This window comes from Micromonospora sp. DSM 43699 (assembly GCF_055517075.1).
Genome location: NZ_JBTMMT010000064.1, coordinates 15,387 through 39,957, shown reverse-complemented (window position 1 = coordinate 39,957; position 24,571 = coordinate 15,387). Strand labels below are relative to the sequence as shown.

The window sequence follows — 24,571 nt, the reverse complement described above, 5'->3', positions numbered from 1 at the left end:
CTTCATGACCGGATTGCGATTTCACGCACTCTTCCCGGCGTGTCGTCTCACTCTCCGCAATCTGATCATGATGGACGCCGGACGGGCCCCCCCCCCCCGGGTGGGGGGGGTGGGGGGGTGGGGGGTGGGGTGGGGTGGGGGTGGGTTATTTGAGGATTAGGCGGTTGGTCTGGTCGAAGACGGAGAGGTCGGCGAGGGTTTCCGGGACCGAGAGGGAGAGCGGGGCGGGGAACTCGTGCGGGTGCAGGAAGGCGGCGTCGGTGGTCTCGTCGGTGACGCGGGTGAGTTCGCCGTCCCAGTCGTCGACCCGGAACGCGGTGGTGAAGATCTGGTAGGTGTGGCCGTACATGTTGGTGTGGGTGCGGTCCGGGCCGGTGTAGAGGGCGAAGGCGCTGACCCGCAGGGCGCGTAGCCCGGTCTCCTCGCGGACCTCGCGGACCGCGCAGTCGGCTATCGACTCGCCGAGTTCCATCGCGCCCGCCGGCAGCGCCCACTGGCCGTTGTCCGAGCGGCGGATCAGCAGCACCCGGCCGGCGTTGTCGCGTACCACGGCACGGGCACCGACGAACATCAGTGTGCGGTCGCCGGCCAGGGCGCGTAGCTGTCCCACGTACGAGTCGGCCCAGGAGATACTCACCCGGACAATCTACGCAGCATCCCCGGGGTGTTCCGGCGTTCCGGGGGTTCCCAACGTGTGACCGGCGACACTAGCTTGTCACCCATGCGCAGCACGATGATGGACGCCCCGCTCCAGGTCTCCCGGATCCTCGAACACGGTGCGACGGTGCACGGCGCGGCCGAGGTGGTCACCTGGACCGGGGCCGAGCCGCGCCGGATGTCGTACGCCGAGGTGGGGCGGGCGGCGGCCCGGCTGGCCCACGCGCTGCGCGACGAGTGCGGGGTGTCCGGCGACGAGCGGGTCGCCACCTTCATGTGGAACAACAACGAGCACCTGGTGGCGTACTTCGCGGTGCCGAGCATGGGGGCGGTGCTGCACACGCTCAACCTGCGGCTCTTTCCCGACCAGGTCGCCTACATCGCCAACCACGCGCAGGACCGGGTGGTGCTCGTCGACTCGACGCTGATCCCGCTGCTGGCCCGGGTGCTCGGCGAGCTGACCACCGTGCGGCACGTGGTGGTGGTCGGCGGGGGTGACCCCGCGCCGCTGCGGGCGGTCGCCGGTGACCGGGTCACCTTCCACCACTGGGACGCCCTGCTGGCCGGCCGCCCCGAGCACTTCGACTGGCCGGAGCTGGACGAGCGGGACGCCGCCGCGCTCTGCTACACCTCCGGCACCACCGGCAACCCCAAGGGCGTCGCCTACTCGCACCGGTCGATCTATCTGCACTCGTTGCAGGTGTGCCTGCCGGAGGGGTTCGGGCTCGGGCCGGGCGACCGGGAGCTGGCCATCGTGCCGATGTTCCACGCGATGTCCTGGGGGCTGCCGTACGCGGCGTTCCTCTCCGGCGCGTCGCTGATCATGCCGGACCGGTTCCTCCAGGCCGCGCCGATCGCCGAGATGATCGCCGCCGAGCGGCCCACCCTGGCCGGTGCGGTGCCGACCATCTGGACCGACCTGCTGGCCCACCTGGATGCCAACGACGTCGACACCTCCTCGCTCAAGGAGGTGATCGTCGGCGGTTCGGCCTGCCCGCCCGCGCTGATGCACGCGTTCGCCGAGCGGCACGGCATCGAGGTGATCCACGCCTGGGGGATGACCGAGATGTCCCCGCTGGGTTCGGTGTCCCGGGCCCCGGCCGGCGCGACAGGCGACGAGGCCTGGCGGTACCGCTACACCCAGGGCCGGATTCCGGCCGGGGTGGCGGCCCGGATCGTCGGCCCGCTGGGCGAACCGCTGCCCGCCGACGGGACGTCCGTGGGCGAGCTGGAGGTGCGCGGCCCGTGGGTGACCGCCCGGTACGTCGGCGAGGACGCCCCCGACCCGGAGAAGTTCCACGACGGCTGGCTGCGCACCGGGGATGTCGGCATGCTCTCGCCGGACGGCTTCCTCTCCCTCACCGACCGGGCCAAGGACGTGATCAAGTCGGGTGGGGAGTGGATCTCCTCGGTGGAGCTGGAGAACGCGTTGATGGCCCACCCGGACGTGCAGGAGGCCTGTGTGGTGGGGGTGCCGGACCAGCGCTGGGGTGAGCGTCCGCTCGCCACCGTGGTGGTCCGCGAGGGTGCGTCGACAGGGGTGGAGCAGCTGCGCGCGTTCCTCGCCGGCGCGGTGGCGCACTGGCAGGTGCCGGAGCGCTGGGCGGTCATCGACGCGGTGCCCAAGACCAGCGTCGGCAAGTTCGACAAGAAGGTGGTGCGTTCGCGGTACGCCGCCGGCGACCTGGAGGTGCGGGAGCTGGCGGGGCCGTAACACTTTTCGGCGACCCGTCGCCGATGGGGTAGGGACGTCACTCCTGAAACATCCCTCCCCAGGGGCGGCCCCGGCGTTCGCACCGCGCCGGGGCCGCCCTTTCCATGCGGGCGACCCGCAATGTCATTGTTGCGAAACTTGCTCGCCTCTGTCCGGCTGATTGCGAAATGTCCTCGGAACTACTGCCCGGCGGTGTCGATCAGGACCTTCCCCACCACCGAGTCCTCCACTGCCTGGTGGGCGGCGGCGGCCTGCGCCAGCGGATAGCGGTGCAGCGGCAGGCCGGCCTTCTCGCCCACCCGTACCGCCCCCTGGGCGACCGCCGCCGCCACGTCGGTCACCGCCTGCGCCTTGGCCGCCTTGGGCTCCGTGTAGACAAGCACGAACTGCCAGCGGGCGTTCGGCACCATCAGCGGCCGGATCGGCAGGGTCAGCTCGTCGCCGCCGTCGTTGGCGTAGACGCAGACCGCCCCGCCGGGACGCAGCAGGTGTACGTCGGCTGCCGCGTTGCGGGCGGCGGAGACCTCGACGATCGTGTGCACCCCGTCGGGTGCGATCTTGCGGACCTCCTCGACCACGTCCTGTTCCCGGTAGTCGATCACGAAGGACGCCCCGGCCGCCGCCGCGAGCTGGGCCTTCTCCGGGCTGCTCACCGTCGCGATGACACAGGCGTCGCCCCAGCGGGCCAACTGGATCGCCGCGTTGCCGACCGCGCCCGCTCCGCCCTGCACCAGCACCACGTGATCGCTCAGCGCCCCGGCGTGCAGCGTGTCCGGCATGTACTCCCCGGCGGTCAGGCAGCGGTGCGCGGTGAGGAACGGAATGCCCAGGCAGGCGCCGAGGTCGAACGAGGCGTCCCCGAGCGGCACCACCTGCCGGACCGGCGCCACCGTGTACTCGGCGGCGGTGCCCCAGGGGCGCTGCCAGGCCGCCTCCCAGATCCACACCCGCTCACCTGTCAGCGCCTGGTCGACCCCCGCGCCGACCGCCTCCACCACCCCCGCGCCGTCCTGCCCCGGGGTCTGCCAGCCGGCCGGCAACGGCCACTGCCGCCGCGCCTTCCAGTCGGTCGGGTTCACCCCGGCCACCGCCACCCGGACCAGCACCTCACCCGGCCCCGGCTCGGGCGCCGGCCGGTCGACCAGTTGCAGCACCGACGGGTCGCCGGTGCGCTCGTACACGATCGTCTTCATCGCCGTCTCCTCAGGCCGCCGGTTTGAGCACCACCTTCGAGTAGCCCTCCTCGCGACTGTCGAAACGCCGGTACGCGTCCGGTGCCGCGTCCAGCGGCAACTCCTTGCTCACCACGAAGCTCGGCGTGGCCCGACCCGCCATGATCAGGTTCCGCAGGTACTCGTTGTAGGTCTTCACGTTGGCCTGCCCGGTCCCCATCCGCAGGCCCTTCTCGAAGAACTTGCCCACCTTGAACAGCAGCTCGCCCTTGCCGGAGTGCTCGTCCGGCGCACCCGGGTCGTTCGCCAGATAGAGGCCGACCACGCCGAGCGCGCCGGTCGCCCGGACCACCTCGACCAGGCTGTTCAGCACCGACGCCGGCTGCTCCGCGCCGCCCGCCCCGGTGGCCTGGTAGCCGACCGCGTCCACCCCGTGATCGGTGCCCACCCCGTCGGTCCGGTCGAGGATCTGCGCCACCGGATCCCCGGCCGAGAAGTCGATGGGCGTCGCGCCTATCGACCCGGCCAGCCGCAGCCGGTCCGGCACCTTGTCCACCAGGAACACCTCGGCGGCACCCATCAGGATCGCCGAGTACGCGGCCATCAGCCCGACCGGCCCGCCACCCATCACGGTGATGTTCTCGCCCGGCCGCAGCCCGGTCATCGCCACCCCGTGGTAGCCGGTGGGGAAGATGTCGGCGAGCATCGCGTAGTCGTTCTCGTGCTCGGTGCCGGGCGGCAGCTTCAGACAGTTGAAGTCGGCGAACGGCACCCGCAGGTATTCGGCCTGCCCACCCCGGTACGGCCCCATCGCCACGTAGCCGTACGCGCCACCGGCGAAGCCGGGGTTGACGGTGAGGCAGAAACCGGTCTTCTGCTCCCGGCAGTTGCGGCAGAACCCGCACGCCACGTTGAACGGCATCGACACCCGGTCGCCGACCTTGATCCCGCGTACCCCGGTCCCGGCCTCGACCACCGTGCCCATGTTCTCGTGGCCGAAGACGATGCCCGGCTCGGCGAGCGTGCGCCCCTCGTACATGTGCAGGTCGGATCCGCAGATCGCGGTCGTGGTGATCTGCACGACCACGTCGTCCGGGTGCTCGATGCGCGGGTCCTCGACGTCGTTGACCGCCACCTCGTGCGGCCCCTGGTAAACCACAGCTCTCATGGTCCCGACGCTAGGCGGCCCGGCCGGGTCGCGGAGGCGGTTTCAGCCGAGCCGGTCCACCACCTCGGGGGTGAGGTCGTGCACCGAGGAGAGCACCACTGCGGCCAGCTCCGCTGCGTCCGGGTCCAGCGGGTACGACCCGTGCGGCACCGCGACCACCCGCATCCCGGCGGCGGCGGCCGAGCGGACCCCGTTGGAGGAGTCCTCCACGGCGGCACACCGGGCCGGGTCCACCCCGAGCCGTTCGGCGACGGCCAGGTAGACGTCGGGTGCGGGCTTGCCCCGGGCGGTCTGCTCGGTCGACAGGGTCACCCGGAAGTCGGCGGTGAGGTCCGCGGCGGCCAGCGCCGCCGCGATCAGCCGGGTCGGCGAGGAACTGGCCAACCCCAGCGGCCACCGCGCGGCCAACCGGCGCACCACCAGGTCGGCGTCGTCGATAAGCGGTACGCGCACCGCGTACCGCCGGGACATCTCCTCGACCACCTCGACGGCGACCTGCGCGGCGCTCCGGTCGACGCCCAGCTCACCGCTGAGGTATTCGGCCCACTCGCCGGTGCTCATCCCCATCAGCCGCCGCTGGGTGTCGGGCTGCCAGGTGCCGCCCCGCGCCGCCACGTACGCCCGGCGCACCTCCTCCCAGACCGGCTCCGAGTCCACGATCACGCCGTCCAGGTCGAACACCACCGCATCCACAGTCACCCCGACATCCTCCCCGACCCCGCCCGACCCCGGTCGCCCGGTGCCGGCAGCGCCCGCCGGTCTCGTGGTGGCCCCCGGTCGAGTCAGCCCTGTTCGTCCTCGTCGGCTGGCGGCTTGGGACGGCGGTAGTCCCGGATGTACGCCTCGACGTCTGACCGCAGCCAGATCGCGCCGGCCTGCAAAATCTGGAAAGGGCGCGGGAAGTACGGCTGCAAGATGATCTGCCTGAACCGCGACCGGCTCACGCCGAGCATGTCAATGATCTCGCCCGGACCGACGAGCGGTCCCGGGACCTCAGGCTCACCCATGCGTTCCGTCAGCTTTGATCATCTTCGTCCGATGGTGGCGTGGGGCGGCGGTGTTCCCTGATCCACTCCTCGACGTCCTCGGCCAGCCACACCTTCATGCCGCGCAGCTCCCGGTAGGGCCTCGGGAAGGTGGGCCGGTTCGCGATCTGCTGGAACCGCGACCGGGAGACGCCCAGGCGTTGGGCGATCTCGTAGGGCCCCATCAGGTCGCCCGGCCCTCGGTCCATGTCCCGCACGTATGCCCCGGTGGGGGTCAGTCCTCGTCGGCGGGGCTGGGGCGGTTCGTGGCGATCCAGGCCCGGACGGCCTTGCCATCCCAGACGCGGCCCATCTTCAAGGTGACGAAGGGGTCGGGGAATCCCTTGCGGCCCACGATGATCGTGGCGCGCTGCTTGCTGATCCCGCCGAGCAGGTCGCGGATCTCATCCAGCCCGAGCAACTCCACAGCCTGACGCTATGGTCTGGCGCACTTGCATCAAACGGTAGCGGGAAAGACAACGTCCTTGGGGGTTGCCCTCGTACAATATCGTGTGATGTGGTGGACCGATGACGAGCCACGGACCTGTTCTGCCTGTCTGGACGTGTGCCGGGTGTGAATCACCCTGGCCATGTCCCACCCGCCGCCGGGAGTTGATCGCGGAGTACGACAACGCTCCGGTGTCCCTCGCCCTCTACCTGGGCGCGCATCTGGTGTCAGCCACGCAGGACATGGGCTGGGCTCCGGCTGGCGCTCTCCACCGCCGGTTCCTCGGTTGGCTGCCCAAGCCCAACCGGTCGGCCCGCCGACTCATGACCAACCAAAGGCCGTGGCCGGGTGGTGAGTCGTGACCGAGCAAGTGGGGGACCTGCGATGACGGCGCTCCGCGCGGGTGACCTGATCCAGGTGACGCGAGCGGCCAGCGTGCAGTTCGTCAAGCCCATCCGGTGCCGGGTCATCCGGGTGCTGGACTGGATCACCTACGACGGCTGGTGCTGGCTCGACGTCTACCAACTGAACGACAAGGGGGATGCCGTGGCCCGACGGTCGATCTTCGTACAGCCGGCGGGGTTGGTCGTCCACCGACGGACCGCCCCCGTGCCGGTCGGGCAGCAGCGGCGGCCCGCATCGAAGGTGCGGCCATGAACTCAGCGGTAGGCGGTGGCCTGGGTGGCGTAGAGGGTGGCGTAGATCCCGTCGAGCCGGATCAGTTCGTCGTGGGTGCCCATCTCGCGTACCCCGCCGTCGCCGATCACGATGATCAGGTCCGCGCTGCGGACTGTGGAGAGCCGGTGCGACACGAACACCGTCACCCCGCCGCTGTCGGCGGCGACCCGGGCCGCGCCGTCGGCATACCGGGCGAACAGCCGGTGCTCGGCCTCGGCGTCCAGCGCCGACGCCGGTTCGTCGAGCACCATCAGCAGCGGGGCGTCGCGCATCATCGCCCGGCCGAGCGCGAGCTGCTGCCACTGCCCGCCGGAGGCGTCCACCCCGCCGTCGGCGTGGCTGCGCCCCAGCCGGGTGTCCAGCCCGTACGGCAGCCGGTCGACGACGTCGCTGTGCGCGCGGGCCAGGCCGGTGCGTACCGCGTCGTCGTCGGTGGCCCGGGGCAGGTCGCCGATGCCCACCGCCAGCCGGGCGGTCAGCTCCGGGCGGGCGTAGTCCTGGAACGCGGCGGTGGTCCGCTCCCGCCAGGCGGCGAGGTCGAGGTGCCGCAGGTCGACGCCGTCGACCTCGATCGCGCCCCGGTCGGGCTCGTAGAACCGGTTGAGCAGCTTGACCAGCGTGGTCTTGCCGGCGCCGTTCTCGCCCACGATCGCCACCGTGCAGCCGGCGGGCAGCAGCAGGTCGACGTCGCGGAGCACCGGCCCGGCCGCGCCGGGATAGCCGAAGGTGACGTTCCGCAGGCGGATGCCCTCCAGCAGGCGTGCGGGCGGGCGCAGCGGGGTGGCCGGCGCGTCGGGCGGCGGCACCGGCTGCGGCACCAGCTCACGCACCTCGTCCAGCCGGCGCAGGGACCGGCCGCTGCGTACGAGCTGCTGGGTGATCGTCACGGCGGCAGCCACCTGCTGGTTGAGCTGCGAGGCGAGCAGGATGGCCAGCACCACGTCGCCGACGTCCGCGTGGCCCCTGATCGCGTCGTGGACGACCAGGACCAGCGCGGCGACGTACCCGAGGCCGAACACGCCCTGCCCGGCCGCGCGCCACCACCCGGCGGCCAGCTCGCCCCGCCAGATCCGGGCGGTGGCCCGCCGCCAGTGCCCGGCGTAACGCTGTTGCAGGTGCCCGACCAGGCCCAGCAGCCGCAGCTCCTTGGCCGAGGCCGCGTCGGTGGTCAGTTCGAACAGGTGCCGGGCCTGCCGGGTGTCGACGATGCTCTCCTCGCGCGCCCGGTCGGCGGCGGCCTGGGCCCGCCGCGCCGCCAGCACCGGCAGGGCGGCAAGCAGCGGCAGCAGCACCAGCGCCGGGTGGACCAGGGTGAGCAGCACTGTGGTCAGCAGCAGGCTGACGGCCAGCGAGCCGCCGGTCAGCAGCGCCTGCAACCCCTCGCCGATGCGCTGCAACTCGTCCTGGGCCAGGGCCATCCGGTCGGCGCTGTCGGGCCGCTCGTGGTGGTCGAGGTACGGGGTGTCGTTGCTGATCCCGATGAGCTGCTCGTCGGTGCTGAGCACGTTGAGCTCGGACACCTCGAAGTAGCCGATGTGGGCGAAGTGCGCGCAGGTGAGCGCCGCGATCGCGGCCACCGCGACGGCCAGGCCGGACCAGGCGGCCGTCCCGGCGTGACCGGCAGCCGCCGCGTTGGTGAGGTGCCGGAGCGCCACCGCGGCCAGCGGCAGCGCGACCGCGTTGCCCGCCATCAGGGCCAACGCCACTGCCATCTTGCGGCGGTCCTGCCGCCACGACAGCCGCATCAGCCCGGTGATCGCCGTCAACATCGCCTCACCCCGGTACCTGTGTCAGCGGGCTGTCGTCGGCGAAGCGCTCCGCCTGGAGGGCGAACATGGCGGCGTACCGGCCGCCCGCGGCAACCAGCTCGTCGTGGCTGCCCTGCTCGACCACCTGCCCCTGGTCGAGCAGGACGATCCGGTCGGCCAGCCGGACGCTGGACAGCCGGTGCGAGATGAGGATCGTCGTCCGGCCCCGGGTCAGCTCGGCGAACCGGCCGAAGAACTCGGCTTCGGCGCGTACGTCCAGCGCGGCGGTGGGCTCGTCGAGCACGAGCACGGTGCTGCCGTGGTAGAGCGCGAACAGGGCACGCGCGATGGCGATCCGCTGCCACTGCCCGCCGGACAGGTCCAGGCCACCCTCGTAGGCCCGGGACAGCACCGTGTCCAGGCCGTCCGGCAGGGCGTCGAGGGTGTCGAGCAGCCCAGCCGCCTCCGCCGCGCGCCGGATCCCGGCCCGGTCGTCGAGGTGTTCGACCGCGCCGAAGCCGATGTTGGCGGCGGCCGAGAGTTCGTAGCGGACGAAGTCCTGGAACACCACGGCGATCCGGCGTTGCCAGTCCCGGGCGGGCAGGTCGGCGAGGTCGACACCGTCGGCGCGTACCGTGCCGGCGCCTGGCGAGTAGAGCCGGGCCAGCAGCTTGACCAGGGTGGTCTTGCCGGCGCCGTTCACGCCGACCAGGGCGGTGCACCGGCCGGCGGGGATGTGCAGGTCCAGGCCGTCGAGCACCGGCCGGGCCGCCCCGGGGTAGCCGAACCGTACGCCTGTGAAGTCGATCGCCGGGGCGACGGTGGCGGACGGTCCGGCCGCCCGGCCGGTGTCGGCCGGTTCGGCGTAGCGGTCCATGGCCCGTTCGAACGCCGTCACGGCCGTCTCGGCGTTCATGCCGTACTGGGTCTGGGTGTCGGAGTCCGGATAGAACTCGCCAAGCCGGATCAGCGCCATCACCGCCTGGAGCACCAGCGCCAGCCCGGCCAGGCCGATCACCCCGTCGGCGGCGCGGGCCCCGGCCAGCGCCAGCACGGCAGCCACCCCGACCAGCCCGACGGCCGTGTACCCCAGGTAGGGCCGCAGGTAGATGCGCCGGCGCTCGGCCCACACCGGGGCCAGCGCGCGGCGGTAGACCTGCCGGTAGCGCTCGGTCAACCAGCCGGTCAGGCCGAAGACGCGCAGCTCCTTGGCGGCAGCCGGGCCCATCGCCAGCCCGCGCAGGTAACGGCTCTCCCGGCGCAGGTCCGCGACGTCCCGGATCACCCGGGCGTAGCGGCGTAGCCCACCGCGCTGGCCGTGACGGAACAGCAGCACCACCACCAGCATCGCCAGCGCCGCCCACGGCCCGAGCACCGCCGCGACCACCACCGTGAACCCGACGACCTGGGTGTACGGCCCGACCAGCGCGATCAGCCCGGCGTACGCCGCCCCGGGGGTGCGGAACGCGAACCGCAGCTCGTGCCCGGCCTCGCCCAGCTCGTCCAGGACCGCCGGGTCCTCCAGCGGGGTGATCTCCCGCGTCGACAGTGACGCGGCGATCAGCCGCCGGTACATGTGCCCGTCGACCCGTCGGGCGAGCTGCTCGGCGACGGCCTTCTGCGCCGCCTCGGCCAGTTGCAGCGCGATCAGCGCCGCACCGGCGACGGCCAGCGGCCACCACACCTCGCCCTGCCCGGCGGTGCCGTGCAGCACCGGCCCGATCCGGCCGACGGTGGTGCTGACGGCGAGCGCGAACCCGACAGGCAGCACCCCCCGGGCCACGCTGAGCGCGAGCGCGACGGCACTCCAGCCCGGCCCGGCGGCGGGGAACAGCCGGGCGATGCGCAGTCGGGCGAGTGCGGCCTCGCGCAGCTGCCCGGTACCGGCGGTGGAGGTGGCCATCGGGGTCAGCCGAAGACCCTGTCCCGCAGCGGCGCGGGCAGGTCCAACTCCTGGACACAGCTGTCCACCGAGACCTGGTAAGACCCGACCACCTCGGGGCTGTCCGCCACGGCCAGCTCCGGCTCGGTGAGGACGGTCACCTGCCGGTCCCGGAAGCGGTACTCGTCGGCGTTGCCGTGCAGGCCGGGCACGACGTACGGCTCCGGCTCGACCGGGTTGTGGATCTTCGACTGGTCGGAGTTGAGATCGCCGGCCGCGCCCCAGCCGGTGAGCATCTCCGGCCGGTACAGGTGGCCGATGCCCAGGCGCGAGAACAACCGCGACACCGTCTCCTCCGGGAGCCGACTGCACTCGTACGGGAAGTGCGTCACCGCCAGCCCCTCGGCCTCGGCGTAACGGCGCATCCGGGCGTAGTTGAGGGTGCTCAGCACGAAGTTCTCCACCACCCGCTCACGGCCGATCTTCCCCTCCCACTTGGCCATCCACGAGTCGAGCGAGGCCCGGGGCTGCCGGTCCAGCACCAGCAGGCGCAGCCGGTCGACCGGCCAACCGGCCTCGATCAGGCAGCGGGCCGGGTTGAACAGCGCCTCGAACGGCACGTACGGCCCGGCCATCTCCTTGGCGAACAGCACCGGCTCGCCGTCGGGCAGCTTCCACGGCGAGCCCTCGCCGCCGGTCAGCGCGAACCGGCCGATGGTCTTGACCGGCTGGTAGTAGGCGGCTGCCCGCGCCATGCCGAACAGGTTGGTCACCGCCGTCGAGCCGACCCGGCAGCGTCCCCAGCCGAGCACCAGCAGCGGGTAGTCGGCCGGGCGCCGACCGGCGAACCCCTCCCGCAGGGTGCGCACGATCTGGGCGGTGACCTCGTCGACAGTGGTGGTGACGACCTGGTAGCGGCCGTCGGGCGGCAGGGGGGTGCCGGTGAGCGCGGCGTCGTCGTCGGCGGCGAGTCGGTGCAGCAGCGGGTACGGGTCGGTCATCGAGGCTCCTTGCGGTGGGGGTGGGAGGGTCAACCGAGGTCCAGCAGTGCGGCGACGTCCCGGACCTGCACCGGTCGCAGCACCGCCTCGGACAGCAGCGTCTCGATGCCCCGCAGCGCCCGCAGGCAGGTGGCCGCGGGTACCCGCCGGGTGTCGGCCAGCAGGTGCAGCGCGCAGCCGCCGGCCAGGTGGGGCATGGCCAGGAAGAAGGTCATGTCGTGGCGGGCGACGGCGGCGATCTGCCGGACGGTGGTGTGCGCGGCCAACTCCGTCAGCGTCGCGCGGTCGGGCGGGCCGGCCGGCACGTCGAAGTCCCGGCCCATCCGGGCGTCGTTGAAGTAGACCGACAGGTCGGCCTGCGCGCCCTCGGCCGCGATCAGGTCGTCCAACGCGTCCGGCGGGTAGGTGGCGTGGAAGTAAGACTCGGTCGAGTCGCGGTAGCAGCGCCGGACGGCGTCGTCGAGGTCGCCGTCACCGACGTCGAAGACCAGCAGCGCGTTCTGCGCGATGCCGGTGGCCAACTCCCGCTGACGGGGGGTGTTCCGGTTGCCCGCGATCAGCTTCACCACGGCCCGGTCCCGGCCGGTCAGCGCCGTCTGGACCAGCAGCGCGGCGGTCAGCACCACTGTGGACGAAGACGCCCCGGTGCGTTCGGCCAGCGCGGCGGCGGCGGTGGCCACGGCGGTGGACTCCATCCGCCAGGTGACGACGGGCAGCGCCTCCCCGTCCTGCTCCGGCCCGTCGAAGATCCGGTGCGGCACGTCGGGCAGGCGGGCCCGCCAGTAGGCAAGCGACTGGTGGGCGCGGCGCTGCCCGGCCGGTGAGGCCTCGTAGCCGGCCTGGTCCACCGGCTGCCAGCCCGGCGCGGGCAGGGTCCGCTCACCGTCGACCAGCGTGCGTAGGTCGGCCAGCAGCAGCTCCAGCGACCAGCCGTCCAACGCCACGTGCGACGCGGCCACGGCGACGGCCTCGACGAGGCCGTCGACGCGCAGCAGCGCCCACCGGACCGGCCACTCCCGGTCCAGCGCGAACGCGGTACCGGCCAGCTCGGCGGCGGCGGCGTCGGCCGCCTCCGGCAGCGCGTCGCCGGTGGTGTCGCGCACCAGCGGCGGGTACGCCCCGTCGGCGCGCAGGTGTTGCCGGGGGCCGTCGGCGTGGTCGGTCATCAGGGTCCGCAGCACCTGGTGCCGCAGCACCAGCTCCGACCAGGCGGCGGTGACCCGCTCGGCCGGGACCGGGGCGGTCAGCCGCAGCACCCGCCTGATGTTGAAGTCCCGGCTGGCCTCCCCGAACCACTGCATGGGCCGGTACATGGCCGCCTGACCCCAGGTCAGCGGCGCGGAGGCGGTGGACGCCCCGGAGAACCGCGCCTGGACCGCCGCCCCGGGCACCTCCGGCCGGCCGACGTCGGTACGGGTCGGCGGCTCCACGGGCTCCACGGTGGACACCTCCGGTGCCCCGGCGGTCGCCGGGTCGTGGCCGTCCACCACGGCGGCCAGGGCACGCACCGTGCGGCGGTCGAACAGGTCGGCGATGCCCACCGGCAGGCCCAGCTCCTCGTCGAGCCGGGTGACGACCTCGACGACCTGCATGGAGTCGCCGCCCAGTTCGAAGAAGTCGTCGTCGACGCCGAGCCGGTCCACCCGCAGCACCCCGGCGACCACGCCCGCCACCGCCGTCTCCAGCTCGCCGCAGGGTTCGACGTACGCGGTGCTCAGCGCGGGCCGCACCGTCGGTACGGCGGGCAGCCGGCGGGTGTCGACCTTGCCGTTCGGGGTGAGCGGGTACTGCGCCACGTACCGGAACCGGCTCGGGACGGACGCCTCCGGCAGCAGCCCGGCGGCGTGCGCCCGCAGCTGCGCCTCGGTGGGCGGCAGCTCGTCGTCGGACCGCAGGTAGGCGACCAGGCGCAGGTCGTGGCCGTCGGGTTCGGCGATCACCACCGCCTCGGCGACACCGGGGCAGCGGCGCAGCGCGTCCTCGACGGCTGGCGGTTCGACGCGCTGACCACGGATCTTCACCTGCCGGTCGGCGCGGCCGAGCACGTCGAGCACCCCGTCCGGTCCCAACCGGCCGAGGTCCCCGGTGCGCAGCAGGCGTGCCCCACCGCCCGCCGGGTGCGGGATCCACCGCTGGGCGGTCAACACCGGCTGGCCGTGGTAGCCACGGCCGACGACGGCCCCGCCCAGGCAGATCTCGCCGGTCTCGCCGAGCGGCACGGGCTGGCCCTCCTCGTCGAGGATGTGCACCTCGGCGTTGGGGATGGGTGCGCCGACCGGCAACCGCCGACCGACCGTACGGTCCGTGCCGATCCAGTACCAGGTGGCGCCGACGGTCTCGCTCATGCCGTAGTGGTTGCCGAAACCGGACTTCGGGCTGTTGCTGATCCACCTGTCGAACTCGGGGGTCAGGTACAGCGGCTCGCTGCCGATCATGACCTGACGGGCGACGTCGTCCACCCCGCCCAGGGCGGTCATCGCCCGCACGTGCGACGGGGTGAGCTTCAGGAAGCCGCACGGCGCGGCGGCGGTCAGCGCGATCAGGTCGTCGAAGGCGACCGGCTCCGGTGCGACCTCCAGCTCCCAGCCCGCGACCAGGGCGGTGAACAGCGTCATCACCGAGCCGACGAAATAGAGCGGGGCGTGCAGCACGGCCCGCTCCTGCGGCTGGAAGGCGAACTCCTCGGCGCACCAGTGCACGTAGTTGACCAGTTGCCGGTGGGTGCCGAGCACCCCCTTGGGTGCCCCGCTGGTGCCCGAGGTGTACATGACGAACGCCAGGTTCTCCACCCGGCAGCCGCCGTCGCCGTCGCCGTCGTCGCCGAGCCGGTCGGGCAGGTCCGTCACGTCGAGTACGGCCGCCGGGTAGCCGGCGGGCACCAGCCCTCGCTGCCCCGGTCCGACCAGCAGCACCGGGTCGCCCGCGTCCGCAAGGATCCGGGCCCGCCGGTCCGCCGGATCCTGGACGGACAGCGGCAGGTACGCCGACCCGGCCGCCAGCACCGCGAGGATCGCCACCACCGCGTCCACCGACCGGGGCAGCAGCACCGCGACCGGCGTCTCCGGCCCCGCACCGTGCGCCCGCAGCACCCGCGCGGTGTGCCGGACCCGGGTCAGCAGGTCGCCCGCGGTGACCTCGGCCCCCGCACAGCGCACCGCGACGCGCCCGGGATCGGCCGCCAGCGCCCGGTCGACGAGGACGTGCAACGGTGCCTGGCCGAAGGAGCGGCGCGGGCCGGTGGCGACCGACCGCACCGCGTCCACCGTGGCCGGCGCCGCCGTGACGGCCCGGCCGGGAACGCCCGCGGTGGTACGCAGTGAGGCGGGCCGCAGGTCGGTCCAGTGCGCGGCGATGTGCGCCAGACACGCCTCGACCGCCCCGGTGAACACCGTCGTCCAGCCGCCCGGCAGGGCCCGGTCGGTCGGCCACACCGAGTACTGGTCCTCGTCGTTGACGACGACGTGGAGCGGGCGGGGGCTCACGCCATCCCGCCGACCGGCTGCGCGGTCGCGGTCAGCCGCTCGACGGGCACGTGCCAGGCGCTCTTCGCATACCAGTCGCCGCCGAACGCGGTGATCGTCGGGGTCCAGCCGTCGTGGGCTTCGGCGTAGCCGGCGATCTCCCGCCAGAGTACGTCCACAAGCGCCGAGTACCGGCAGGCGATCCGCAGGTCGTCCAGGGTGAACGGTGGTCCGTCCATGCGTACCAGCCGGATGTCGAACGCGCCCCGGTACTGCCGTCCGGAGACGGTGAGCGGTTGCTTCCACATCGCCGCGCCGGGCGCCCGCAGGGTGTAACGGACGCGGGCGGTGCTGTGGCCGCCGTGGCGCAGGTCGCCCCACTCGCCGATGTCGGGCACCAGCGGTGGGAAGAAGTAGTGCCGTTGGCGGGGCACCTCGACCCGGTCGAAGTTGCCCGGCACGAAGTGCCAACGGTTGTACATCATCCGTTGCGCGACCTGCCACAGGATGTCGGTGACCGCGTCGGTGGGCAGGTCGACGGCCATCGCGGGGCTGGGCAGCACGCAGCAGAAGAAGTCCGGCTTCTTCAGGCCCGCCACCTCCTCACCGTACTGACCGGCCGGTCCGTCCAGCCGGGACAGGTCGCGGATGCCGCTGGACATGCCGTAGTCGGCGCGGGCATCGACGACCGCGCCCAGCACGAGGCCCTCCAGGATCCGGGTCAGGTCGTGCTCGTCGCCGCTGCGGTGCGCGGTACGCAGTGCGGCGGCGGTGGCACGCCGTACCCAGGCGGCGGGGTCCTCGCCGTCGTCCGGCCCGGTCGGGGCGCCGGTCAGGGCGGGCAGCTCCCGGGGCAGCTCGGTGTGACCGCGCTGCTCCTGCGCCCACGGCAGCAGGTACTCGTCCTTGGCGTAGGTCAGCCCGTTGACCCGCCGGTACCGCATGTGACCGCCGCCGTCGACGCGTTCGACCAGGTCACCGGCGAGCGCGGCCAACTCGGTCAGGGTCGCGGTGCTGAGCTGCCCGGTGACCGGCTCACCGAGCACCCCCAGGTACGCGGCGCAGCGGGTGGTGAGCACCCGCCGCAGGCCGACGGCGCTGAGCTGGCGGCCGTTGAACTCCTCGAACCGGACCGCCCGGCCGGTGCGGAACAGCAGCTGGATGGCGGCCACGAACAGCCGCTCCTCCGGGCTCCAGTCGGCAGGTGGACGGCCGCGCAGCGCGGGCAGCACGCCGTCGCGGATGAGGGTGCTGGACCCGGAGTCGGAACGGGAGAACACCCGACGCCGGACGTAGACCAGGACGGTCTCGACGCGCTCGACCCAGTCGATGACCTCCTCCAGCCGTTCGGCCAGGCTGCCGTCGGCGTGCCAGGTGTGCAGCAGGTGATCGAACTCGTAGCGCTGGTGCTCCTCCTCGGCCTCGGCCGCCAGGCACTCCTCGTCGAGCATCTCGACCAGCCACCCGGGCAGCGCGAGCTCGGCCACGACCTCCTCGGTCGGCAGGTCACCCCGCGCCGGTTCGTGCACGGTCAGCTTGCCGAGCGCCGAGTGGCACAGCACGAACGGGGCGGGCGGCACGTCGACCCCGGGTGGTGTCAGCCGCAGTTCCTGCCGGCCGAGCAGGTGCCGGACGATCGCCTGCTCGCGCAGGGTCAGACCGTCGAAGGCGGACCGGAAGGGCACCTTGCCCGCCATGGTGAGCAGGCGGAGAACCGCCGTCTGGGCGCTCCCGCCGAACAGCTCTGCGGGGTCGCGCACGTCGCGTAGTTCCTGGCTCCATTGGTCGGTCTTCGTACGTCGCACGTTCCTACCTTTCGCGACCGGGCAGGCCGCGGCGTGCGCGGGAGCCGGCTCGCGCGACGGCCACCGTCGCGGTGGTCGAGGGGCTCGTGGCGTCCGGCAGCCGACCTGGAAGTGGAGGGTCCGTGACGGTGCCACGGCGGGTAGGAGACGACATTCCACCCCGACGTGGGAGCGCTCCCGACGCCGCAGTCTTACCGAGGTTAATAGATGTGTCAATATCGCGTCGATGGCCGCGGCGACCGGGTCGATCCGATGGCGTTCGGCAGCGGTCGACCAGCCCACCGTGCGGCTGAACGCTCAGCCCGGTTCGGCGGCCACCACCGGATGACGGGCCGCGACCCGGGCGGTCAGGAGCGCCAGGGCCGGTCAGGAGCGCCGGCCGGTCAGGAGCGCCGGCCGGTCAGGAGCGTCGGGTGGTCAGGAACGCAGGGCGGGCAGCCCGACGGGGTTGTCCGCTGGGATGACTGTGTGACAGGCGCGGGCGACCGGGTCGAGCAGTTCGCGGAGCCGATCGGTGCGGTCCGGGCCGAGGGCCTGCCACGGGCGCGTGGCGGCGCGGTCGGTGGCGTCCTCGACGGCCCGCACACCGGTGTGCCCCGCCTCGGTGGGCTCGCCGTCGCCGGTCAGCCAACCCCGGTCGACCAGCCTGGCCCTGGCCCCGGCCCACTGCTCCGGGGTCCAGCCCCGGCCGAGCAGGTGCTCCGCCGGCCGGTCCACCGCGACCCGGAAGGCCAACGTCTCGACCGGGTCGAGACCGGCGGCGACCAGGGCGGCCACGTGCCCGTCGCCCCGGTGCTCGCGCAGCGTGGTGGCCGCCTGCCAGAGGCGGGCCAACGGGTAGTCGCCGCGCGGCAGGGCGGCGTTGGCCGCGCCGAGCACCCGCCCGCCGGTGTCGGCCCCGACGGCCGCCACCTCCAGCAACTCGGCCGCCTCGGCCAGGTGCGCCTCGGGTAGTTCGTAGGTGAGTTCGGCAAGCGCCTGCACGGCCCCGGTGAGCCGGGCGCGCAACGCCTCCTCGGGGGTGGCCAGCTGCCACACGGCAGGCAGCGCGCGGCTCACCATCGACGGGGCGAAGGTGAAGAAGGCCGCGATCACCGGGGCGGCGTCGACCGGGCCGAGCGGGGCGGCCCGGCCGGCGAAGTAGCCCCGCCAGTAACCGCGCAACCCGATCGCCTCGTGGGCGGCGCGGACCCGGGGATGGAAATAGGTGATCGCGTGCAGGGGTTCGACGTACGTCCACATCAGCCGGGCGGTCTGCCCGGGAACGTCAAGCGCCGGCACGCGCACCTCCGCCGTCGGTGAGGGGTCACCGTGCGCGGACCGGCCGCTCACGGTGACCCCGAACCTACTGCTGGTAGGTGTCGGGCCGGAAGACCCCTGTGGTCTACTGCACCGCCAGCACGTCGACGATGAACCGCAGCGGGCCAGCCGGTGCGCCCGGACGCTGCGGCTTGTCGCCGTACGCCAGGTCGGCGGGGATGTCGAGCTGCACCCGGCTGCCCACGGTCTGGCCCTGCATGCCCTGGTCCCAACCCGGGATGACGTTGCCCTGGCCGAGGCCGAAGCTGAACGGCTCGGACCGCTTCCAGGAGGCGTCGAACTCCTCACCGGTCTTGTACGACACACCGACGTAGTTGACGGTGATCTGCTGGCCGGCCTGGGCGGCCGGGCCGGTGCCCCGGATCAGCGGGGTGGCCTTCAGCCCGGTCAGCTCGCCCTCGCCCTTGGTCGCCTGGGGCTTGGTGCACAGCGCCTGGTCGGCACCCTCGGGCAGCTTGGGGAAGTCACCCGCGCAGCCGACCGGAGCCGCCGCCGGCTTCGGGTCGTCCTTCTCGCCGTTGCGGACCACCACGAACACCCCGACGATCACCGCGATGACGGCCACACCGGCGACGGCGCCCAGCCACGCCTGCCGGCGCTTGCGCGCCTCGGCGGCCTTCTGCGCCGCCAACTGGGCGGCGAGCCGCCGCTGTGCCTTCGTCTCCTGGCCCTGGCCCTGGCCCTCGCCCTGGTCTGCCGGACGGTTCTCCGTACGCTCGCTCACGTCCTCGACTCCCTGCTGATGTGGGTGGCCGGCCCGGCGACCCGGTGCCGTGGCCAGCGCACACGGTACCCGGATAGATGCCGTGGGTGGGCGGTCGCCCGCCACCATGTCCCCGGATGCGACACGGCCCCCCGTTCCTCCCGATTTCCGGCGGGTGCCACGGGCAGGACACCTACCCGTTCCGGCGGCCCGGCGAGGAGCGGGTGATCGTCCGGATCACGCCCACCCAGAAGCTCGGTATGGGCTGATCGACGGGACGGACCCCGGCGGGACGGCTGCGTCGCGCCGGGCGTCGTGGCACCGCGGAGTCGGCCACGGTGGCTCTCCGGCACCCGCCGGGGCACCCGGTCAGGCGCTCCTGCGCGGGGCGGTCTTCTTCTCGGTGGTCTTCTTGGCGGGTGCCTTGGCGGCCTTCTTCTCCGGGGTCTTCTTCGCGGCGGTCTTCTTCGCCGGTTCCGCCTTCTTCGCGGGGGTCTTCTTCGCGGCGGCCTTGCCGGCCGGGGTCTTCTTCGCCGGCTCGGCCTTCGCCCCCGGGCTCCCGGCCGCCTGCTTGGCCGACCGGGCCGACGAGATGGGCGTCGGCTCGCCGGCCCCGCCTGCCGGTGCCTCGCCCCGGGCGACCCGGGCCCGTTCGACGGACGCCTTCAACGCCGCCATCAGGTCCACCGCGGCGGCCGGCGCGGCCTCCTCCTCCGCCGGCTGGACCACCTCGCGGCCCTCCACCTTCGCGTCGATGACCTCCTGCAACGCCGCCCGGTAGTCGTCGGTGAAGGCGTCCGGCTGGAACTCGCCGGCCATCGAGTCGATCAGCGAGGCGGCCATCGCCAGCTCCGGCGGGCGGACCTTCAGGTCCTCGTCCAGGAAACCGAAGTCGGGGGTGCGCACCTCGTCGGGCCAGAGCATCGTGTTGAGCAGCAGGACCCCGTCGCGGACCCGCAGGGTGGCCAACTGTTCCCGCTGGCGCAGCGCCACCTTGACGATCGCCACCCGCTCCGAGTCGGCAAGCGCGTCGCGCAGCAGCACGTACGGCTTGGTGGCGGTCCCCTCCGGCTCCAGGAAGTACGCCTTGTTGTAGAGGATCGGGTCGACCTGCTCGGCGGGGACGAACTCCAGCACGTCGATCGCCCGGGAACTGGTGAGCGGCAGGTCGGCGAAGTCGGCGTCGGTCAGGATCACCATCTCGCCACCACCGAGGTCGTACCCCTTGGCGATGTCGTCGTAGCTGACCTCCTCGCCGCAGACCGAGCAGGTGCGCTTGTAGCGGATGCGGCCGCCGTCGTCCCGGTGCACCTGGTGGAACCGGATGTCCTTCTCCTCGGTGGCCGAGTAGAGCTTCACCCCGATCGAGACCAGCCCGAACGACACCGCTCCCTTCCAGATCGCCCGCATCCCCTGCTCCTCTCCCCGATCTGACCAGGATCGCAAACGATCGAAGCCACCGCACCCGCTTCCGTGCCCAACTACAGTCGGACAGGTGCCCGGCGCGCCGTTGAAGCCGATGCTCGCGATGACCGGGCCGCTCCCGGTGGGTGCCGGCTGGGCGTACGAGTTCAAGTGGGACGGGGTACGCGCGCTCGCCGACCTGGTCGGCGGCCATCCGCACCTGTACGCCCGCTCCGGCGTGGAGATCACCGCCGCGTACCCCGAGCTGGTGACCCTGGCCGAGCAGGTCGACGACGCGCTGCTCGACGGCGAGGTGGTCCTCTTCGACCCGGCCGGGCAGCCCTCGTTCACCGCCCTGGCGGAGCGGATGCACGTGCGGGACCGGGCGAAGGCGGCCCGGCTGGCGGCGACGATCCCGGTCACGTACATGATCTTCGACCTGTTGCGCTGGCGCGGCGAGGACCTGACCGGGTGGCCGTACCACGAACGGCGGGCGGCGCTCGACGGCCTGGGGTTGGGGGCGGCGCGGTGGGCGGTGCCGCCCTCCTTCACCGACGGCGCGGCGACCTACCAGGCGGCCGGCGAGCACGGGCTGGAAGGGGTGATGGCCAAGCGGGTCGGGGCCGCCTACCGACCGGGGGTGCGCTCGGCGGACTGGGTGAAGGTCAAGCTGGAGGTGACAGGCGACTTCGTGGTCGGCGGCTGGCGGCCCGGCGCCCGGAAGATCGGTGGGCTGCTGGTCGGGGTGCCGCGCCCGGACGGGCGGCTCACCTACCGGGGGCGGGTCGGCGGCGGGATCGGCGCGGCCCTGGAACGGGAACTGCTGCGCGAGCTCGAACCACTGCGCGCCGACGGGTCGCCGTTCGCCGGGGACGTGCCGCGCGAGGATGCCCGGGGGGCGATCTGGGTGACCCCCCGGACCGTGGTGGAGGTCAAGTACGGCCAGCGCACCCCGGACGGGCGGCTGCGGTTCCCCCGGCTGCTGCGGCTGCGCCCCGACAAGCCACCCGGGGAGGTCGAGGATGCCTGAACGGGTGCGGGTCGAGGTGGACGGCCGGGCGCTGGACCTGTCCAACCTGGACAAGGTGCTCTACCCGGAGGCCGGTTTCACCAAGGGCGAGGTGATCGACTACTACACCCGGATCGCCCCGGTGTTGCTGCCGCACCTGGCCGACCGGGCGTTGACCCGGATCCGCTTCCCCAACGGCGTCACCGGCGGCTCGTTCTTCGAGAAGAACGCCCCGGCGGCAACCCCCCGTTGGGTACGCACCGAGACGCTGCCCGTCCCCGGGTCGAGCAGGGGCCGGGAGACCATCGACTACGTGGTCGCCGACGACCTGCCCACCCTGGTCTGGCTGGCGAATCTCGCCGCCCTCGAACTGCACACCCCGCAGTGGCGGATCGGCACCCACCCGGATCTGATGGTCGTCGACCTCGACCCCGGGCCGCCGGCATCGTTGCGACAGTGCTGCCAGGTGGCGGTCCTGATGCGCGACCGGCTCACCCTCGACGGGGTGCGGGCCTATCCGAAGACCTCCGGCAAGAAGGGCATGCAGCTCTGCTGCCCCATCGGCGGCACCCAGGACGCCGAGGTCGTCTCCGGCTACGCCAGGCGGATCGCGCAGGAACTGGAGCAGACGCACCCCGGCCTGATCGTGTCGAGGATGGCGAAGAACCTGCGGCCGGGGAAGGTCTTCATCGACTGGAGTCAGAACAACGCGGCGAAGACGACAGTCGCGCCGTACTCGCTGCGGGCGCAGTCGACCCCTGCGGTGTCCACCCCGCTGACCTGGGACGAGGTCGAGGCGGGGGCGGCGGGGAAACGGCCTTCGGCGAAGCCGTACACCGCAGGGGAGGTGTTGCGGCGGGTCGAGAAGTCGGGGGACCTGCTCGCCGCGCTGCTCGACGGCGGCCCCGAACTGCCTGCGGCGTGAACGGCCCTGTGCCACGCCGCAACGGCCCGGCCGCCCCGGGTGAACCGGGTGGCCGAGCCGTCGCATCGGATCAGCGGGCCCCGAAGACCTTCCGGTAGGTGCCGAGGCGCAGCAGCACGGTCTCGCCGGTGGCGTCCAGCACACCGTCGTTGTCGGTGATCGCGTACACCTGACCGTCGCCGCCGACGGTCAGCCCCTCCAGCTTCTCCTGGGTCCAGCCGTCGGTGGCCCGCAGCGCCGGCAGCACGTCCACGGCGAGCGTCTTGGGCAGCACCTGGAGCGGGCCGTCGGCGGCCGGACCGGTCGGCAACGGCACCGTGTAGATCCGCTTGACGGCGGCGGCCGGGCCGTTGAGCTTGTCCCGTTCGATCACGGCGAGCCGGTCACCGACCACGGTGATCTCGGAGAGCCCGATCCAGTCCCCGGGGACGCTGGTGCTCGACAACTGGTAGCCGAACCAGCTCCAACTGTCGGCGGTCACGTCGTACCGGCCGATCCGGACGACGCCTGTCGGGTCGGTGGCGACCTCACGCTGGAGCACCGCCCAGACGATCTCCCGGCCGTGCCGGTCGGTGCCGGCGGCGACCCCCTCGAAGCCCTGCTTGCCCAGCCCGGCGGCGACCTGGGCCGGCAGCGGCACGGTCTGCTCGGTCCGCCCGTCGCCGTTCAACCGGACCAGCCTGTTCTCGCTGCCCTCCGCGCCCTCGACGGCGAGCCAGAAGCCGCCCTGCGGCCGGGCGGAGATCCCCTCCGCGTCGTACCCGACCGGCTTGCCGGCCGCGTCGGTCACGGTCGTCGCGGCGGTGACGACCGCCGGCGACCTCCGGGTGTCGACGGTCAGGATCCGGGTCGGGGTGTACGCGGCGTCGGTGACGCTGTAGAGCTGCTGCGGCCGGCCCGGCACGGCGGACAGCGCGCCGAGCGCCCCCCAGCCGATCGGCGCACCCGACGCGTCGTCGGCCGAGACGATGCTCGGGAAGCCCGGCTTCTGCTCACCGAGCCGGTAGAGCGACACCGAGGCGCGGACACCCACCGAGGCGTCGTCGGTCTCGCTGGAGACAGCGAGCAGGTCCCGGGAGGGGATGGGGAGCAGCCCCTCCGGGCCGTTGGTGGTGGGCAGCACCTGGCGCAGCACCGGGGCGGTGGGCCGGGTGAGGTCGTAGACGGCGACGAAGTTGCTCCGCTCCGAGCCGACGAACGCGTACCGCACGCCGTGGTACTCGGCGATCGCCACCCCCTCCGGCTCGGTGCCCTTCTTCGCGGCCCGGTCGTTGTTGTGCAGCCCGTAGCGGACGGCGAGGCGCTCGAAGGTGTTGCCGGCGTCCCAGACCACCTGGCCGGTCCGGCTGTCGAAGATGGACCAGCCCCGGGTGCCGCCCCGCCAGTCGCCCTCGTTGGCGGTGGCCAGGTAGCGGTCGTTGACCCAGGCCACCGCGTCGGGCTCGCGGGGGACGTCGGTGATCGATCCGGTCAGGTCGATCCGGCCGTCCTTGACCGTGTCGATGCCGTCGACCGAGGCGGTGCCTGCGCTGAAGGCCCGGGTGATCCGGCCGGTGGGCAGGTCCACCAGGACGACGCCGTTGTTCTCCTGGAGGGTGACCGCGAGCTGGTTACGTTCGTTGATCGAGACGTACTCGGGTTCCGGGTCGGTGGGCTCGGTGATCCCGGCGGCGGCCAGCACCGGCAGCGCCCGGCCGTCGGGGCCGGTCAGCGGCACGGTACGCAGCTTCCACCGCTGCGGGGTCGTCTTCCCGTCGAGGTCGATCAGCTGGACGAAACCGGCCGGCGCCTGCGGCAGGTCACCCTTCTTGCGGCCGGGCGGGGTGGCGTCCTCGTCCCGCTCGTTCTCGATGGCGATCGCCGCGTACCGCTCGTCGTGGCTGATCGCGATGGAGTCGGGCTGGCCGCCGAGGTCGATGCTGCGGACCCGCTGCCGGGTGGCCAGCTCGATCACGTCGAGGCGACCGGAGGGGGTGGTGTAGCCGGCGCTGGTGTTCACCACGACCAGCACGTACCGGCCGACGATCGCCACCGAGGTCGGCTCGTCCTCGGCGTCGCCGAGCTGGGCCAGGGCGAGGGTGCCGAGGCCGCGCGGCTGGTCCGGCTTGCCGATGTCGAGAAAGCCGATCCGCCGGGCCGCCGCGTCGGTGTAGACCAGGGTACGGCCGTTCGGGCTGACCGCGGAGATCTCGGCCACCGTCGCGGTGGCCGGGTCCTCGCCCTCGGGCCGGTTCTGGAACACCGGGTAGGTGGCGGTGCGGTCGAAGTTGAGCTTCCGGTCGGGGTACTGCTGCTGGGCGGCGCTCGCGGTGCCCGGGGTGGTCAGGGCGGCCACCGTCAGGCCAGCCACCACCGTCGAGGCCAGCACTCTTCTCGCTGTCACTGCTCCTCCGAATGTCGATTCGGAGGGAGGCTGGCAGGTACGACCGAGCGTAGGTTGACCGTCGGGTG

At 72.9% G+C, this 24,571-nt stretch carries 21 protein-coding genes; 5 read left to right on the top strand and 16 right to left on the bottom strand.

What is annotated here, in order from left to right; translation table 11 throughout:
- Window positions 1-145: 145 nt before the first annotated feature.
- On the bottom strand, window positions 146-637 hold the full coding sequence (locus AC0AIB_RS24965; RefSeq protein WP_328340726.1) for an NUDIX domain-containing protein: 492 nt from the start codon (window positions 635-637) through the stop codon (window positions 146-148).
- 84 nt (window positions 638-721) lie between these two features.
- On the opposite strand from AC0AIB_RS24965, the gene AC0AIB_RS24960 reads away from it, so the two are divergent.
- The gene (locus AC0AIB_RS24960; RefSeq protein WP_328340724.1) at window positions 722-2,371 is read left to right on the top strand and encodes a fatty acid--CoA ligase; all 1,650 of its coding nucleotides are present in this window, start codon (window positions 722-724) and stop codon (window positions 2,369-2,371) included.
- A gap of 179 nt (window positions 2,372-2,550) precedes the next feature.
- Here the strand turns inward: AC0AIB_RS24960 and AC0AIB_RS24955 are convergent, their stop codons facing one another.
- From AC0AIB_RS24955 to AC0AIB_RS24930, 6 genes are all read right to left on the bottom strand, one after another.
- Window positions 2,551-3,564: an NADPH:quinone reductase gene (locus tag AC0AIB_RS24955; protein WP_465097582.1), complete on the bottom strand. Its 1,014-nt coding sequence runs from the start codon at window positions 3,562-3,564 to the stop codon at window positions 2,551-2,553.
- Between the two features lie 10 nt (window positions 3,565-3,574).
- Window positions 3,575-4,711: a glutathione-independent formaldehyde dehydrogenase gene (locus AC0AIB_RS24950; protein ID WP_328340721.1), complete on the bottom strand. Its 1,137-nt coding sequence runs from the start codon at window positions 4,709-4,711 to the stop codon at window positions 3,575-3,577.
- A 42-nt stretch (window positions 4,712-4,753) separates the two neighbouring features.
- On the bottom strand, window positions 4,754-5,410 hold the full coding sequence (locus tag AC0AIB_RS24945; protein WP_328340720.1) for an HAD family hydrolase: 657 nt from the start codon (window positions 5,408-5,410) through the stop codon (window positions 4,754-4,756).
- An 83-nt stretch (window positions 5,411-5,493) separates the two neighbouring features.
- Window positions 5,494-5,718, bottom strand: a complete 225-nt coding sequence (locus AC0AIB_RS24940) for a helix-turn-helix transcriptional regulator (RefSeq protein ID WP_091244637.1) — start codon at window positions 5,716-5,718, stop codon at window positions 5,494-5,496.
- 8 nt (window positions 5,719-5,726) lie between these two features.
- Complete coding sequence (locus AC0AIB_RS24935; RefSeq protein WP_328340719.1) at window positions 5,727-5,945, bottom strand: helix-turn-helix transcriptional regulator; 219 nt, start codon at window positions 5,943-5,945, stop codon at window positions 5,727-5,729.
- A 26-nt stretch (window positions 5,946-5,971) separates the two neighbouring features.
- The gene (locus tag AC0AIB_RS24930; RefSeq protein WP_091244640.1) at window positions 5,972-6,163 is read right to left on the bottom strand and encodes a hypothetical protein; all 192 of its coding nucleotides are present in this window, start codon (window positions 6,161-6,163) and stop codon (window positions 5,972-5,974) included.
- Between the two features lie 405 nt (window positions 6,164-6,568).
- On the opposite strand from AC0AIB_RS24930, the gene AC0AIB_RS24925 reads away from it, so the two are divergent.
- Window positions 6,569-6,841, top strand: coding sequence for a hypothetical protein (locus tag AC0AIB_RS24925; protein WP_328340717.1), 273 nt, complete (start codon window positions 6,569-6,571; stop codon window positions 6,839-6,841).
- Between the two features lie 2 nt (window positions 6,842-6,843).
- Here AC0AIB_RS24925 and AC0AIB_RS24920 read toward each other — a convergent pair whose 3' ends face one another.
- The 7 genes from AC0AIB_RS24920 to AC0AIB_RS24890 form a co-directional block, all read right to left on the bottom strand.
- Window positions 6,844-8,631 carry an ABC transporter ATP-binding protein gene (locus AC0AIB_RS24920; protein ID WP_328340715.1) on the bottom strand — a complete coding sequence of 596 codons (1,788 nt, stop codon included), beginning with the start codon at window positions 8,629-8,631 and terminating at the stop codon, window positions 6,844-6,846.
- Window positions 8,632-8,635: 4 nt separating this feature from the next.
- Complete coding sequence (locus tag AC0AIB_RS24915; RefSeq protein WP_465097581.1) at window positions 8,636-10,513, bottom strand: ABC transporter ATP-binding protein; 1,878 nt, start codon at window positions 10,511-10,513, stop codon at window positions 8,636-8,638.
- A gap of 5 nt (window positions 10,514-10,518) precedes the next feature.
- Entirely contained in the window at window positions 10,519-11,493 is a 975-nt protein-coding gene (locus AC0AIB_RS24910; RefSeq protein WP_328340711.1) for a hypothetical protein, read from the bottom strand.
- A gap of 29 nt (window positions 11,494-11,522) precedes the next feature.
- Window positions 11,523-14,975: an amino acid adenylation domain-containing protein gene (locus AC0AIB_RS24905; RefSeq protein WP_328340709.1), complete on the bottom strand. Its 3,453-nt coding sequence runs from the start codon at window positions 14,973-14,975 to the stop codon at window positions 11,523-11,525.
- The gene (locus tag AC0AIB_RS24900) at window positions 14,972-16,759 is read right to left on the bottom strand and encodes a hypothetical protein (protein WP_328340707.1); all 1,788 of its coding nucleotides are present in this window, start codon (window positions 16,757-16,759) and stop codon (window positions 14,972-14,974) included. The genes AC0AIB_RS24905 and AC0AIB_RS24900 overlap by 4 nt, the downstream gene beginning before the upstream one ends.
- 417 nt (window positions 16,760-17,176) lie before the next feature.
- On the bottom strand, window positions 17,177-18,001 hold the full coding sequence (locus tag AC0AIB_RS24895) for an SCO6745 family protein (RefSeq protein WP_465097584.1): 825 nt from the start codon (window positions 17,999-18,001) through the stop codon (window positions 17,177-17,179).
- A 142-nt stretch (window positions 18,002-18,143) separates the two neighbouring features.
- Window positions 18,144-18,803 (bottom strand): FKBP-type peptidyl-prolyl cis-trans isomerase, encoded by a 660-nt coding sequence (locus AC0AIB_RS24890; RefSeq protein WP_328340705.1) that lies wholly within the window; start codon window positions 18,801-18,803, stop codon window positions 18,144-18,146.
- 116 nt (window positions 18,804-18,919) lie between these two features.
- On the opposite strand from AC0AIB_RS24890, the gene AC0AIB_RS24885 reads away from it, so the two are divergent.
- Window positions 18,920-19,051 carry a pyridoxamine 5'-phosphate oxidase family protein gene (locus tag AC0AIB_RS24885; RefSeq protein ID WP_328340704.1) on the top strand — a complete coding sequence of 44 codons (132 nt, stop codon included), beginning with the start codon at window positions 18,920-18,922 and terminating at the stop codon, window positions 19,049-19,051.
- Window positions 19,052-19,151: 100 nt separating this feature from the next.
- Here the strand turns inward: AC0AIB_RS24885 and ku are convergent, their stop codons facing one another.
- The gene (ku, locus tag AC0AIB_RS24880) at window positions 19,152-20,192 is read right to left on the bottom strand and encodes a non-homologous end joining protein Ku (RefSeq protein WP_465097580.1); all 1,041 of its coding nucleotides are present in this window, start codon (window positions 20,190-20,192) and stop codon (window positions 19,152-19,154) included.
- Window positions 20,193-20,277: 85 nt separating this feature from the next.
- Here ku and ligD (AC0AIB_RS24875) point away from each other — a divergent pair, with 85 nt between their 5' ends.
- Together ligD (AC0AIB_RS24875) and ligD (AC0AIB_RS24870) are read left to right on the top strand one after the other, a co-directional pair.
- A complete protein-coding gene (ligD, locus tag AC0AIB_RS24875) occupies window positions 20,278-21,216 on the top strand; it encodes a non-homologous end-joining DNA ligase (RefSeq protein ID WP_465097579.1) in 939 nt (312 codons plus the stop codon).
- Entirely contained in the window at window positions 21,209-22,120 is a 912-nt protein-coding gene (ligD, locus tag AC0AIB_RS24870) for a non-homologous end-joining DNA ligase (protein WP_328340698.1), read from the top strand. Before ligD (AC0AIB_RS24875) ends, ligD (AC0AIB_RS24870) begins: the two co-directional genes overlap by 8 nt.
- A gap of 70 nt (window positions 22,121-22,190) precedes the next feature.
- Here ligD (AC0AIB_RS24870) and AC0AIB_RS24865 read toward each other — a convergent pair whose 3' ends face one another.
- Window positions 22,191-24,503: an esterase-like activity of phytase family protein gene (locus AC0AIB_RS24865; RefSeq protein WP_328340696.1), complete on the bottom strand. Its 2,313-nt coding sequence runs from the start codon at window positions 24,501-24,503 to the stop codon at window positions 22,191-22,193.
- Between the last annotated feature and the right edge of the window lie 68 nt (window positions 24,504-24,571).